Origin of the sequence: Streptosporangium sp. NPDC006930 (genome assembly GCF_040635605.1) — a bacterium.
GTDB lineage: Bacteria > Actinomycetota > Actinomycetes > Streptosporangiales > Streptosporangiaceae > Streptosporangium.
Window position 1 is genome coordinate 281,587 of the sequence record NZ_JBEYID010000004.1, and the last position, 14,289, is coordinate 295,875.

Annotated in this window: 10 protein-coding genes; 9 read left to right on the plus strand and 1 reads right to left on the minus strand. The window is 71.5% G+C overall.

Annotated features, from left to right (window positions below; all coding sequences use genetic code 11):
• Nucleotides 1-192 precede the first annotated feature (192 nt).
• The 9 genes from ABZ664_RS09885 to ABZ664_RS09925 all read left to right on the plus strand — a co-directional run bounded on the left by ABZ664_RS09885 (nt 193) and on the right by ABZ664_RS09925 (nt 12,664).
• Nucleotides 193-318 carry a hypothetical protein gene (locus ABZ664_RS09885; protein ID WP_362505797.1) on the plus strand — a complete coding sequence of 42 codons (126 nt, stop codon included), beginning with the start codon at nt 193-195 and terminating at the stop codon, nt 316-318.
• Nucleotides 315-1,796: an NAD(P)/FAD-dependent oxidoreductase gene (locus ABZ664_RS09890; protein ID WP_362505800.1), complete on the plus strand. Its 1,482-nt coding sequence runs from the start codon at nt 315-317 to the stop codon at nt 1,794-1,796. The genes ABZ664_RS09885 and ABZ664_RS09890 overlap by 4 nt, the downstream gene beginning before the upstream one ends.
• The gene (locus ABZ664_RS09895) at nt 1,793-2,467 is read left to right on the plus strand and encodes a DUF6875 domain-containing protein (protein ID WP_362505803.1); all 675 of its coding nucleotides are present in this window, start codon (nt 1,793-1,795) and stop codon (nt 2,465-2,467) included. Before ABZ664_RS09890 ends, ABZ664_RS09895 begins: the two co-directional genes overlap by 4 nt.
• Nucleotides 2,467-7,077, plus strand: a complete 4,611-nt coding sequence (locus ABZ664_RS09900) for an amino acid adenylation domain-containing protein (protein ID WP_362505805.1) — start codon at nt 2,467-2,469, stop codon at nt 7,075-7,077. The genes ABZ664_RS09895 and ABZ664_RS09900 overlap by 1 nt, the downstream gene beginning before the upstream one ends.
• Complete coding sequence (locus ABZ664_RS09905) at nt 7,074-8,390, plus strand: MFS transporter (protein ID WP_362505808.1); 1,317 nt, start codon at nt 7,074-7,076, stop codon at nt 8,388-8,390. Before ABZ664_RS09900 ends, ABZ664_RS09905 begins: the two co-directional genes overlap by 4 nt.
• Before the next feature lie 77 nt (nt 8,391-8,467).
• Entirely contained in the window at nt 8,468-9,499 is a 1,032-nt protein-coding gene (locus tag ABZ664_RS09910) for a methyltransferase (RefSeq protein WP_362505811.1), read from the plus strand.
• 205 nt (nt 9,500-9,704) lie between these two features.
• Nucleotides 9,705-10,979, plus strand: coding sequence for a right-handed parallel beta-helix repeat-containing protein (locus tag ABZ664_RS09915; protein ID WP_362505814.1), 1,275 nt, complete (start codon nt 9,705-9,707; stop codon nt 10,977-10,979).
• Nucleotides 10,980-11,073: 94 nt separating this feature from the next.
• Complete coding sequence (locus tag ABZ664_RS09920; protein ID WP_362505817.1) at nt 11,074-11,712, plus strand: amino acid-binding protein; 639 nt, start codon at nt 11,074-11,076, stop codon at nt 11,710-11,712.
• 229 nt (nt 11,713-11,941) lie between these two features.
• Nucleotides 11,942-12,664 (plus strand): hypothetical protein, encoded by a 723-nt coding sequence (locus ABZ664_RS09925; RefSeq protein WP_362505820.1) that lies wholly within the window; start codon nt 11,942-11,944, stop codon nt 12,662-12,664.
• A gap of 54 nt (nt 12,665-12,718) precedes the next feature.
• On the opposite strand, the gene ABZ664_RS09930 is transcribed toward ABZ664_RS09925, so the two are convergent.
• The gene (locus ABZ664_RS09930; RefSeq protein ID WP_362505823.1) at nt 12,719-14,008 is read right to left on the minus strand and encodes an ATP-binding cassette domain-containing protein; all 1,290 of its coding nucleotides are present in this window, start codon (nt 14,006-14,008) and stop codon (nt 12,719-12,721) included.
• Between the last annotated feature and the right edge of the window lie 281 nt (nt 14,009-14,289).

Below are 14,289 nucleotides of genomic sequence, written 5' to 3' on the forward strand. Positions count from 1 at the left end.
AGGCCGTCACAGCCGCCGGTCCTTCCCGGTATCGAGAAGACCGCCGCAGTCGCCGGCTCTCTCGAACATCGCGAAGGCCGCCACAGCCGCCGGTTGTTTCGCTCGGCATGTGCTCGGCCCGGGCCATCCGCGGCCCGGGCCCTCACTCTCGTTCGATCCGTAGATCTCGCGCGCCCGCCTCAGGAGGCCGGTTTGAGTGTGCACGGTACCGCCCAGATCGCCATGACCACCGATTCCTCTCTGCCCACCCCCTTCCCGATCCGCGACCGCGTGGGCATGCGCTCCCACCGCGGAGCGAGGGCGGAGGGGACGTTGTGAGGGAGGTCTCCCACTCACGCCCGCCCGGCGGCCCGAGCCGCCACGAGACCCACAGCGCCTCCGGGCCTCCGGACCTCCACAGCGCTCCCGGCGCCCTTGCCGACCGGGCCGGCGCGGCCGGTCACGGAGACCGGGGCGCGCGGGCCGCGATCGTCGGGGCGGGCCCGGCGGGATCGCTGCTCGCAATCCTCCTCGCCCGCCGCGGCCACCCGGTCGACGTCTACGACCTGCGCCCCGACCCGCGCGACGGCAAAGGCGACGGCGAGGGACGCTCGATCAACCTGGGCCTGTCGGCCCGTGGCATCCGTGCCCTGCGGCACGTCGGTCTCTGGAACACTCTCGGGGACAGGCTCGTACCGATGCGGGGACGCATGATCCACCGTCCGGGCAGGCCCGCGGCCTTCCAGGCGTACGGCACCGACCCGGGGGAGATCCTGTACTCGATCCGCAGGGACGAGTTGACCACGCTTCTCGTCGAGAGTGCCGCCGCGCACGAGGGGGTCAGGCATTTCTTCGGCGTCCGCTGCGCGGGAGTCGACCGCGGGAGCGGGGATCTCACCCTCGCCGACGCGATCACCGGGGAGACGCGCGACGCCCGCGCGGACTTCGTGGTCGGCGCGGACGGAGCGTTCTCCGCAGTACGCGCCTCCATGCAGCGAGGGCTCGCCGCCGACTACCGCCAGGAGTTCCTCGAATGGGGGTACAAGGAACTCACGATCCCCGCGGCCCCCGGAGGAGGGTCGCGCGTCCCGCTGCACGCGCTGCACGTCTGGCCCGGTGAGAACGCCCTGATCGTCGCCCACCCCAACGTGGACGGCTCGCTCACCGCGACGCTCTTCCTGCCGCACTCCGGTACCCCGGGCTTCGCCGAACTCGCCGGGGAGCGGGACGTCACCCGCTTCTTCCTGCGGATGTTCCCCGGCGTGGCAGACCTCGTCCCCGACCTGGCCGAGCAGTACGCCGCCAACCCGGTGGGGAACCTGGTGACCATTCGCACCTCGCGTTGGCGGCACGCCGACCGGGTGGTCCTGGCAGGCGACGCCGCCCACGCGGTCTATCCGTTCTACGGCCAGGGCATGAACTCGGCACTGGAGGACTGCCTGGTGCTCGACGGCTGTCTCGCCCGGCACTCCGGCGACCGCGCGGCCGCGTTCGACGAGTACCAGCGGCTGCGCAAACCGCACACCGACATCCTGGCCGACCTGTCCGAGCGGAACTTCGCCGATCTGCGTGACGGCACCCGGTCGCCTCTGCGGCTGGCCCGCAGGCAGGCCGACCTCGCGCTGAACCGCGCCTTCCCCACCCTGTGGCGACCGCTCTACACCATGGTCTCGCACACCGACATGCCCTACGGCGAGGCGTTGCGCCGAGCACACCGGCAGGACCGCGTGCTGCGCTGGTCGGGCGCCGCGCTGGCCGCGGGAGCCGCCCTGGCGGCCGTACGGATCGGCTCCTCGTCGCGGAGGACGACCCCGTGATCACGCATCCCGAAGATCCTTCGCTCCGCCTGATCGAGGTCTCGGACCTCGACGCCACCTCACCGCCGCGCGAGGTCCTCACGCACAAGGACGAGTTGCGGGCCGTCGTGGAGTGGGCCGAGACCTACCTGTGCCGCCCGCACCCCGACCTCGGCCGCAACGGCCCGGTCTGCCCGTACGCCCAGGGGTCGCTGAGCAGAGGCAGGTTCTATCTGGCGATGCCCGAGGCGGGCCCCCGCGCCGTCGAGACCGTCAAGGACGTCGTCGCCGCGGTGGAGCCCTACCGGGCCTGGTTCACCACGCTCGCGCCGCTGGACGGGCCCGAGGCCGTGTTCACCACGATCCTGCTGCTCCTTCCCTGCCTCGGCGACCGCCTGGAGTTCATCGACGGCGCGCAGAACGAGCTGAAGAACGCATTCGTCGACGAAGGTCTGATGATCGGCGAGTTCCACGACGGGCCGCCCGACAAGCCGGGGTTGTGGAACCCGCTGCTGCGCCCTCTCGCCGGTCCCGTGCCGCTGCTCGCGATCCGCCACATGGTCGCCACGGACCTTCCCTTCCTGTGGGGGGACCCGGCCCACCGCCGCGCGTACCTGACCCGGTTCGACGGTAAGGTGCCCGCCCACCTGAGGGAGATCGTCATGGAGACCATCATGGAAGGGGTGGAGTGATGCCGATCGCGCGCCGTGACTCCGCGGCGCCCATCCCGCTCACCCCCGCCCAGGCGCGCCTGTGGTTCCTCGACCGGGCCGGGCCCGGCGGGGCGTCCTACGTCTGCTGGACCTTCCAGCGTCTCACCGGGCCGCTCGACACGGACGCGCTGCGCGCGGCCTTCACCGCCGTCGTGAACCGCCACGAGGCGCTGCGCCTGGTCATCGTCGAGGGCCCCGCCCAGGTGGTACGGGAGAGCGGGCCGGAACTGCGGGTGGTGGACGCGCCCGACGAGGAGCGGGCGCGCGACCTCGTCAGGGATGTGCTCTCGCGCAGGTTCGTCCTCGACGGCGCCCCGCTGCACAGGGCCGTGCTGATCAGGCTCACGGACGAGGAACACATCCTGAGCTGGTGCCTGCACCACATCATGTGCGACGCGCCCTCGCTCGGGATCCTGGAGGAGGACCTCTGGGCCCATTACCGGATGCTGGTCGACGGTGGGGAGCCGCCGGAGTCGGCGCCCACCCAGTTCCCCGACTACGCCGCCTGGCTCGCCGGGCAGGGGGCCGAGGGGCGTGAGGCGGGCCTGGAACACTGGCGCGAGTACCTGTCCGGCGCACCCGCCGTCACCACCCTCCCGCAGGACCGGCCACGGCCCCGCGAACCCGTACTGGGCGGGGCCCGCCGCTCCCTGCGGCTGCCCGCCGACCTGGTCTCCGACCTGTACGCCCTCGTCAGGGCACGGCGCTGCACCCTGTTCGTCATCGCGATGTCGGCGATGACCGCCACCTTGGCCAGGCACTCCGACGAGGAGGACGTGGTCGTCGGTACCGCCCTGGTCGACCGGCACCTGATCGAGCTGGAGGGCTCGGTCGGCTGCTACATCAACCTCATCCCCGTACGGACGGACCTGCGGGCCGACCCCACCCTGGCCGAACTCCTGCGCGCCGTACGCGGCTCGGTCATCAGGGGGCTCGGCCACCGGGCGACGCCGTTCGAGGAGATCGCCGAGCTGGCCGGGGCACCCCGGGACCTGCGCAGGAATCCCGTCTTCCAGACGCTGCTCGTCATGGGAGAGGGAGGACGGTCCGTCGAGCGGGCGGCGAACATCGCCGTGGAGACATGGGAACTCGATGAGTCGTCCCCCGGCGCCCGTTTCGACCTCACCCTCGTCGTGAGTGTGGGCGAGAGAGGGATCGAGCTGCACGCCGACTACTCCGCCGACCTCTACGACGAGGACACCGTCGACCGGTTCCTGCGTCACGTCGTCGTCTTCCTCTCCGCCTTCACCGCCACGCCCGACCTGCGGGTCTGGCAGATCCCGCTCCATGAGGAGATCCACACCGGCACGCCGGACGCCTCCGCGTCGGTCTCCGGCGCTGTCTCCGGGACCGTTTCGCCCGGGGGCCTCTCCCGGGGCGAGGACCCCTCGGCAGGGGACGTGCCCGGCGGCCCCGAGTCCTGCGATCCCGGTACCGCCCGGGACTTCACGGCGGTCCACGACCTCGTCGCCCGGTGGGCGGCCGAGACCCCCGACGCCCCCGCGCTGGTCTCGGAGGCGGGGACGATCGGCTACGGCGAACTGGAACGCCGCTCGGCGCGGCTGGCGGCACGATTGCGGAGGGCCGGGGCGGGACGCGAGTCCGTCGTCGGCATCGTCCTGCCGAACGGCGGGGACGCCGTCGTCGCCCTGCTCGCCGCGCTGAAGGCGGGCGCCGCCTACCTGCCGCTCAACCCGGCCGACCCGCCGGACAGGATCGCCGGGATACTCCAGGAGGCCGCAGCGGTCGCCGCGGTCACCTCCGGCGGGCACCGGGACGCGCTGGTCGGCTACCCGGGGACGGTTCTCATCGCCGAGGACGGCGTCGGGGGCGCCGGGGAGCGCGAGGCCGCGCGGGGTTCCCGGCGTCTCGCCGGTGACCCCGGTGACCCCGGTGACCCCGGTGACCTCGATGACACGGACGGCTCGGATGACACGGGCGGTCTCGATGAGACGCCGCCCGCGGAACCGGAGGACCTCGCGTACGTGATCTACACATCGGGGTCCACGGGACGCCCCAAGGGGGTGATGGTGACCCACGGGACCCTCGCCCGGCTGACCGAGTCGTTCCGCGTCGTCCACGGCTTCGGGCCCGGCGGGCGGGTGCTGATGCTGCCGCCGCTGACCTTCGACGCCTCGGTGGGGGACGTGTTCCCCGCCCTGTGCTCGGGGGCCGCCGTCGTGCTGCATCCCGACCCCGCCCTGCTGGACGGGCCGGAGCTGGTGCGCTTCTGCGCGCGGCACGGCGTGACCGCGGTCGACACGGCGGCCTCCCTGTGGCGCGGGTGGGCGGCCGCGCTGGCACCCGGCGCGGTGCCCGACGACTGGCCGGTCACCACGATGATGGTCGGCGGGGAGCGGGTACCGCTCTGGGCGGTCCGCGCCTGGGCCGCCGCCACCGGCGGCCGGGTCGAGCTGTTCAACCACTACGGCCCGACCGAGGCGACCGTGTGCGCCACGGTGCACCGCACCCGCGACGGCGCCGAGGCGGCCGGGCGGGACCATCTGCCGATCGGGCGCCCCCTGCCGCACGTCCGCGCCTACGTCCTCGACCGCAGGGGCGGCCTCGCGCCCACCGGCACGCCGGGTGAGCTTCATCTGGGCGGTGACTGCCTGGCCCGGGGCTACGTCGCCCAGCCGGAGGAGACCGCGGCACGGTTCGTCCACGACCCTCACGCCGGGCGCGAGGGGGCTCGCATGTACCGGACAGGGGACCTGGCCAGATACCTGCCCGACGGGACGCTGGAGTTCCTCGGGCGAGTCGACCGGCAACTGAAGGTCAACGGCTACCGCATCGAACCTGCCGAGATCGAGTCCGCCGTCGTGGCGCACCCGGCGGTGCGGGACGCGGCCGTGGTGGCCTCTCCCGAGGGAGACCGGCTCATCGGCTACGTGGCGCCGCGCACCGCCGGCTCCGAGGAACTGCGAGGCTTCCTGCGCGAGCGGTTGCCACGGCACATGGTGCCCGCCGTGCTCGTCCCGCTCGACGAGATCCCGCGTACGCCACACGGGAAGGTCGACACCGGGCGGCTCCCGGCCGTCTCACGGGACGCGCCCGGATACGTCCCGCCGCGCGGCCCGCTGGAGACGGCGCTGGCCGGGGTGTGGGCCAGGGTGCTCGACCTTCCCCGGGTGGGACGTCACGACAACTTCTTCTCCCTCGGCGGGTCCTCGCTGCTGGCCGCCAGGGTGCTCGGCGAGGTGCGCGGGGAGGCCGGGGTCGAGATCACCCTGGGGGGTCTCTTCGAGGCGGCCGACCTGGCGGAGCTCGCGGCCTCCGCGACCGCGCCGGAGGCGTTGCCGGGCGACGACGACCTGAGGGCGCTGGCGGTGCTGCCCGATGACGTGCGCGAGGCCCTCGGCTCGATGCGCGGCGCACCGGGGGACGCGCGTGAGGTCACCGGCTCCGCGTCCGGTGCGCGCGACGTCCCCGGCCCGATCGGCTTCGCGCCGGGCGGGCGGGTGCTGCTGACGGGGGCGACGGGCCTTCTCGGGACGCACCTGCTGGCCGAGTTGCTTCAGCGCGGCGTCACCGAGGTGATGTGCCTGGTCAGAGCGAGGGATGAGCATGCCGCCGCCGACCGGGTCCGTGAGGCCCTGGCCCGGCACGGCCTCTGGAGGCCCGGCTACGGCGAAAGGGTCACCGGCCTGGCCGGGGACCTGGCGGCGCCCCGGCTGGGTTTGAAACCCGACGTCTACGACGCCGTGGCGGAGGGGAGCGACCTGATCTGTCACACCGGGCGGATCGTCAACTTCCTCCAGCCGTACCGGATGCTCGATCCCGTGAACGTCGGCGGGACCGTCGAGATGATCCGGCTGGCCGCGCACCTGAGGCCGACCCCGCTGCACACCGTCTCCACTCTCGGCGTGTATCTCGGCTGGGCGGGCAGGGATCGCCCGATCGCCGAGGACGAGGCCCCGGACGACCCCGCCGGGCTGGCCTCCCCGTACTACCAGACCCGGTGGGTCGCCGACGCGGTGGCGCGGCGGGCTCGTGAGCACGGCCTGCCCGTGACGATCCACCGGCCCGCGCGGGTCGGTGGCCACAGCCTCACCGGCCGGGGCGACCCCGGTGACTACTTCAACCGGCTGCTCACCACGTTCGTCCAACTCCGCATGGTGCCTGACATACCGGTCGCCGAGGACGTCATCCCCGTCGACCACCTCGCCGCCGCCATCACCGCCAGGCTCCTCGACCCGGCGGCGGCCGGGCGCGACTTCCACTACTTCGACGCCGAGGGGATCACCTACCGGCGGATGGCGGCGGCTCTCCTCGATCACGGATACGAGGTGGAACGGGTCCCCTGGGAGCGCTGGCGGGCGGAGATCCTGCGGAGATCCGCCGAAGGGGAGCCGGTCGCGATGGGGCCGTTCGCCGCCGATCTCGGTGAGGAGCCGCCGGGGCCGCGCGGACCGCGGTTCGACTGCTCGTTCACCTGTCCACCGCCCGATCCCGCCCTGATCGGCCGCTATCTGGCGTTCCTCGAAACGTCGTCCCCCGGGATCCTTCCCGAAAGATCTCCAAGGACGTCCACCGAGGTGTCCTCCCGAACGTCTGCCGACATGTCCGCGGAAGGAGGGCTCCGTTGAGGGCCGACGCGCTCAGGTTCGCCGGTATCTGGTCCGCCGAGCTGGTGTCGGTGATCGGTTCCAGTCTCACCGGCTTCGTGCTCAGCGTCTGGGTCTACCAGGAGTCCGGATCCGAGACCCAGTTCGCTCTCACCCTGCTCTGCACCACGCTGCCCGGCATCCTCATCACCCCCTTCTCCGGGGTGGTCGTCGACCGCTTCGACAGGAAGTGGGTGCTCGTGCTGAGCGACTGCGGGGCGGCGCTGTCGACGGTCGCGCTGCTGCTGATCGTCCAGATGGAGAGCCTGGCCGTATGGCACGTCTACGTCGCCACCGCGGTCGGCGCGATCTGCGGGACCTTCCACCTCACCGTCTACCAGGCGATGACGCCGCTGCTGGTGCCCCAACGCCACCTGGGGCGGGTCAACGGACTGACGCAGGCCACCTGGGGCTTGCAGATCGCGGCCCCGGTGGCGGCGGGGACGTTGTTGGAGGTGGTGGGATTGCGCGGGGTGCTTCTGCTGGACCTCCTGTCGTTCGCCGTTGCGACGGCCGTGGTCCTGGCGACCAGGCTGCCCCGGTCGGCCACCCGGCCCGAGACCGTCGCGAGCCCGCCCTCGCTCGGCACCGACCTGCTCTTCGGGCTGCGGCACCTGCGCTCCCACGGGCTGCTTCCCCTGGTGGCGGTCTTCGCCGCGTTCAACCTCGTGTTCGCCGTCGCGGGGGTGCTGATCCGCCCGCTCATCCTGTCGTTCACCGGGCCCGCCACGCTCGGGGTACTGGTGTTCGCCGGCGGGGCGGGACTGTTCGCGGGAAGCATGGTCATGGGCCTGTGGGGAGGACCACGTCGCAGGATCACCGGGATGAGCGTCTTCATGGGAGCGGGCGGGCTCGCCCTGGCCGCGCACGGCCTGTCTCCCTCGGTGGCGCTCATCGCGGTGGTCGCTCCCGCGTTCCTGTTCGTCCTGCCGGTGGTCAACGGCTGTGTGATGACGGTCCTGCAGGTCAAGACGGAGGCCGGGGCGCTCGGCCGGGTTCTCGCCACGGCGCGGACCCTGGGACAGTGCGCGATGCCCATCGCCTACCTGAGCGCCGCGCCCGCCGCCGAGCACCTCACAGGCCCCCTGCTGATGCCGGGGGGCGCGCTCGCCGGGAGCGTCGGGGAGCTGATCGGGACGGGGCCGGGCAGGGGCACCGCCCTGATCTTCCTGATCGACGGGCTTCTGCTCGTCGCCCTCGCGGTCACGACGTTCGTCCTTCCCCGGCTTCGCCGCCTGGAGCGCGAGATCCCCGACGCGCCCAGGACGGACACCGCACCCGCCCCGGTCTCCTGATCCTTCCAGACCTCCGTGACCCACGGCTTCCACGAACCCATGATCCTCACCACTTACGAACCTGTGAACGAGGTCCGATGCCGCTGCACCTGACACCCGAGGACACCCGCCGCTACCTGGAGAGCGGAGAGGCACCCGGTCCCCATCTCGACGTGATCGGCGCCATGTCGGCGCACGCCGCCGCGGCCGGGCTCCGGCTCGGCCTGTTCGAGGCCCTGGCCGACGGTCCCAGAGACCTGCCCGGGCTGGCCGCCGCGCTCGGCGCCGACCGTGAGGGCCTGCGCGTCCTGCTCGGCGCGCTCGCCGCGACGGGGTACGTGACGTCCGGGGCCGACGGGTACGCGCTCACCGCCGTGTCCCGCCCGCTGCTCGGCGCGTACGGCAACATGCTGCTGTTCTGGCAGGAGGTCCTGGCCGGGCTCTGGGGCGGCCTTGAGGAGTCGGTGCGCTCCGGCGAGCGCGGCGCCGACTTCTACACCTGGCTGGCGGGGCGCCCCGAGGTGCTGGCCCGCTTCCAACGGTTACTCCAGGACCAGGCGGGATGGCTGGGAGAGGAGATCGCCGCCGTCGTCCCCCTGCCGGACGGCGCCTCTCGGCTGCTCGACCTGGGGGGCGGGCACGCCCGCTACAGCATCGCCTACTGCCGTGACCGGCCGGATCTGCGCGCCACCGTCGTCGATCTGCCCTCGGGGATCGAGGCGGGGCGTTCGGCGGTGGTCTCGGAGGGAGTGGCCGATCGCGTCACCGTCCTCTCCGGGGACATCCTGGGCGATCTCCCGTACCGGGACCAGGACGCCGTGCTGCTGTTCAACCTGCTGCACGGTTTCGGCGAGGAGCAGGCCTCGGCCCTGCTGCGGGCCGCGGCGCGCACGCTGCGCCCCGGAGGGGTCGCGCTGGTGCTCGACAGGGCTCCCGACCATCCGGGAGACACGGCGGCACGGGCCTTCACCCCGCTCTTCGAGCTCAACCTGCACCACACCCAGGGCGGGCGTCTGTACTCCCAGGAGACGGTCACCCGGTGGCTCGCCGAGGCCGGTTGTCACGAACCGCAGGAGTACGCCCTGACGCGCTCCCCGGCTCACTTCCTGATCGTCGCCACCCGGCGATGAACCCGCGTGGGGTACCCCCGTGACCCCGGCGTCCCGGCTCCGCACGCCGCCTTCCGAGCCCGCCGCGGCGAACTTGCCGAGTCATCGGAGTGAGGAGTAGATAACGGTCGGCTGTGGGTCCGTCACTCGGACCGCTGAGCGAACTCCGGGTGTGCGAAGATCTGCGCTGACGTACCGGCGGTGAAGGCGATGGAGCGTACCAGAAATGAACTCGACGAGGCCGTGGGCCGCTCCCGTGGCGGGGGCTCTCATGGTGGGAAGCATGCTTGTCGCCGTGCCGGGGGCCGCCGGAGCCACGGTGGCCACGGCGGGCACCGTCTACTACGTCGATTCCAGATCCGGTGACGACTCCGCCGCCGGGACCTCGGCCGCGACGGCCTGGCGCAGCCTGGACAACGTGAACGCCGCCACCCTGGGCGCCGGTGACACCGTGCGCCTCAAGCGCGGCGGCAGCTGGCCGGGAGTGCTCACGCTGTCCGGCCGGGGCACCGCCGCCGCCCCCATCGTGGTCGAGCCCTACGGCAGGGGCACGGCCCCGAAGATCAGCGGCAGGGACGAGGACTGCGTGGTGATCACGGGCTCCTACGTGCGGGTCGTGGGGGTGCGGGCCGTCAACTGCCGGTGGGCCGGTTTCGAGGTCAGCGGCAACCGCAACGAGCTCGACCGCGTGATCGCCGAACGCAACATCACCGGGGTCCACTTCATGGGCAGGTACAACGTCGTCAAGAACAGCCTGCTGAGCGAGAACAACCGCATGAGCGTCAACACCGAGGGCGGCGACGACGACTCCGGCGCGTTCGGCGTGCTGCTCAACGGCGACGACAACCTCGTCACGGAAAACGTGATCACCGGCAGTTATGCCGCCAGCAAGGACTACGGCAACGACGGCGCCGCCGTCGAGGTGTTCAACGGCAACCGCAACCGGGTCACCCACAACATCGCCAGGAACAACGAGACCTTCGTCGAGCTCGGCGCGCGAAAGGGCAAAACCGCCGCGGACAACGTCTTCGCCCACAACGTGGTCACCTCCTCGCGCAGGGCCGCCTTCCTCGTCACCCGAGGCGCCCGCCACGTGGTCGGGCCGGTGAAGGGCACCGTCGCGGTGCACAACTCGGTCTACCTGCCCGCACGCAAAACCCTCGGCTGGGCCTGTCACGACGGCTGCTCCCCGGGAATCCTGAAGCTGCGCAACAACATCATCGTGGTCGGCGGCGAGGTGGGCTTCGAGGACGGCAAGGGGGCCGACGAGGACGCAGGCGTCTACAAGGGCCGCTCTCGCAAGTTCAAGCTCGGCCCCCGGTCGATCATGGCCGATCCCCGTTTCAGGAGCCGGACGGACCTGCGCCTGCGCCCCGGTTCCCCGGCGCTCGGCCGCGGTGTCAAGCTCGGCCCCGCCTGGTACGGAGGCACGGGTCTCGCCCGTGACCTCTCCGGCGCCGCGCTGTCCGCGTCCCCCGCCGCCGGGGCCTATCAGTCCTGACTTATACCCATTTCAGGTCTTATTTTGGACATCTCCCCGGAACCTCCGTGAAACCTGGCTAGGACAGTCTGGTGCGCAGAGTGAGGTGATCGGCATGATGTTGCGGCTACGCGTTTCCTTCCCCGACAGGCCAGGCGCCCTGGGGCAGGCGGCCCGGGTGCTCGGCACGCTGGGCGCGGACATTCTCCAGGTGACGGTGCTGGAACGTGAACTCGGCCGGGCGATGGACGACTTCACCGTCTCCTGGCCCGGCACCGTGGATGCGGAGACGGTGAGGGACCGCCTCTCCGGCGTCCCCGGGATGCGCGTCGAGGGTGTCTGGCCCACCCGGGAGATTCCCGGCGCCGCCCCCGACTACGACCTGCTGAAGCATGTCGCCGCCGATCCGGGCAGGGCCTTCGCCACCCTCGTGGACGCCGTGCCCGACCTGGTGAGCGCCGAGTGGGCGGTGATCATATCGCTGGAGAGCGGAGAGCTCCTCCAGCGCAGCTGGCAGGCACCTGAGGCCTTCGACGAGGGGAGCGGTCTCGTCGGTGTCAAGGTGGCCGATCTCGCCACGCTGAGGCCCGCCGTCCTCGGCTCGGGGCGGCACCAGCTGATGAGCCTTCCGGTGCCGGGGACGAGCCGGCACCTGATCCTGGCCAGGACCGACGGCCCGCCCTTCCACCGCGCGGAGCTGGACCGTGCCATGCGGGTCCTGGAGATCGTCTCCATCATGGGACGTGCTTCTTGAGTGCCAGCGTTTCCGATATGTCGGTTATGGGGTAGGAAGACGAGGAGTGGCCTGATGCCACTCCCATGACCGTGCATTCCCGCCCGTCGTGCCCGGTCCCGCCCGCCGCGGGCCGGTTCCCCCGGCGAGGCGATGGCCGTCGCCCACATCCGCATCAGCTCTCCCCCCGACAGACGCCGCAGGTCGTATCGGTACCGGGCCCTCGCGGGTCCGGGAGGAGGGCAGCCTGATGCCTAAGCGCCATCACGTCGTGACGACGAGCCTGCTCGGGCTCTGCCTGTGGGTGAGTACGGCCTGCGGGGGCGGGGGGCCGGTCGCCGTGGACGCCGCCCCCGCGCGGGGCCTGGGGACGGTGCGAAGCCCCGGTCCCGGGCAGGGCGCGACCCCCGGTGCCACCTCCACGCGGAGCCCCGCACCCGTGCCCGAGGGGTTCAAGCTGATCGGGGGGCCCGCCAACGGCGTCGTCGTCGCGGTCCCCAAGGACTGGGTCGCGCTCGACCTGGCCAAGGACGACCTCGACAAAGGACTGAGGAACAGCGGCCTGTCGGGGCCCATGCTGGAGCAGGCCAAGGAGAGCCTGCAGACCCTGGTCGAGAACAAAGGCCTCTGGGCCTCGGGCGGCTCGGCCGAGCCCTCCGCGAAAGGATTCCCCACCAACCTCAACGCCTTCTGCCAGGCCGGACGGCGGATCCCGACGGAACAGCTGATCAAGGAGACCAGAGCCCAGCTCGAACAGCTCGGCGCCAAGGTCCTCGAGGCGAGGAAGGTGCCGATCGGCTCCAAGGAGGCCGCACGGCTCGTCTACTCGTTCGAGACCAACGGCGTCCACATCCGGGGCACCCAGTACTACGTACCCGCCGAGGACAAGACCTGCATCGTCACGCTCAGCACCGACGCCGAGGGCGAACAGGCACTGTTCGACCGGATCGGCGAGACGATCAGGACGGTCTGACCGGCGCCGCCGCCCGTACGACCGCCGCCACGACGGTGCCGGGGCGGTGTCGTCTCACCGTTGCGGCGGGTCGATGCGGGCGCCGTCCATGGTGAAGAGCATCAGGCGGGTGACGTCGACCCCCACCCTGGCGGACTCCCCTGCCCGCCAGACCGGGCGGGAGCCCAGGCGGACGATGAGGTCGGCCCGGCGGTGGCCGCCGGAGCGCTCCTGCTCCTGCTCCGGCTGGGGCTCGTCCTCGTCGAACATGGCACTGGGCATCAGCCTCCGCAACATCGAACGGACCCGCCCGCCGACGAGGGGGACGCCCATGCCGTTCACCTTCTGCCGGGGGTCGGGAGGCTCGGGGACGGTCACGGAGGTGAGCCCGCTCTCGACGTAGGCGAGCCACTCGTGGCCGTGGTACTCCAGGGCGCGGACGCGGCCGAGGAAGGTCGGCCCCTCGAAGCTGTCGGGGACCGGGGCCAGGCAGTCGGGACGCAGGCCGACGATGATCTGGCGGCCCACGTGCTGTGAGATGACGTACGCCCTGGGATCGGTCCAGGGGATCATGATCTGGTGCGGGCCGAAGTCCAGCAGGATGAACTGGTTCTGCGGGGTGCGGACGGTGGCCGCGAGCAGGTTGATCTGCTGGGAGCTGAGGAAGGCCGCGGTGAAGGCGGTCGCCGGGTCGTTGTAGACCTGCCCGGGGGTGCCGACGTCCTGCAGGACGCCGCGGTTCATGATGGCGATCCGGTCGGCCAGGGTGAGGGCCTCGACCTGGTCGTGCGTCACGTAGATCGTGGTCACTCCGAGGGAGCGGACCAGCGACGAGATCTCCATCCGGAGCTCGGTGCGCATGCCCGCGTCCAGGTTGGAGAGCGGCTCGTCCATCAGGAAGAGGGAGGGCTGGCGGACGATCGCGCGACCCATCGCCACGCGCTGGCGCTGGCCACCGGAGAGCGTTCCAGGGCGCCGCTCCAGGGTCTCGTCGATGTGCAACGCCTTGGACAGCTCCGTCACCCGCTCCTTGACCAGTGAGGGGTCGGCCTTGGCTATCTCCAAGGGGAAGGAGAGGTTGCCGCGTACCGTCCGGTGCGGGTAGAGCGCGCCGTTCTGGAACACCATCGCCACGTCGCGGTCGCGGGGAGCGAGATCGTTGGCGAGCGTGCCGCCCAGCCACAGGTCCCCCTCGGTGACCTCCTCCAGGCCCGCGATCATCCGGAGCAGGGTGGATTTACCGCAGCCCGAAGGGCCCAGCAGCACGAGAAACTCCCCGTTCTCGGCCCGCAGGCTCATGCGGTCGATCGCGAGGTACCCGCCCGGGTATACCTTGCTCACGTTGTCGAGGACGACGGTACTCATGCGCGCTCGTTCCTCCCGGGCGCCCCCGCCCGGATCCCAGCTGTGTGATTGATGAGGTAGTACATCGCGACACTTACCCGCGTGTCCATAGATGTCGTTAGAAATCGCTCATCTGTTAGTTACTTCTCCGCTCCCCGATGTGACGACCAGCGGTGACAGGGAGCCCTGACCAGAGCGCCAGACGAGGGTTGAAATGTTACAGTTTGCGAAAAATTGCAGAAACGAATTTCATAGAGGGCGCCGGACGCCGATCGGCTCGCGCCCGGTTCAGCCGCATGGTG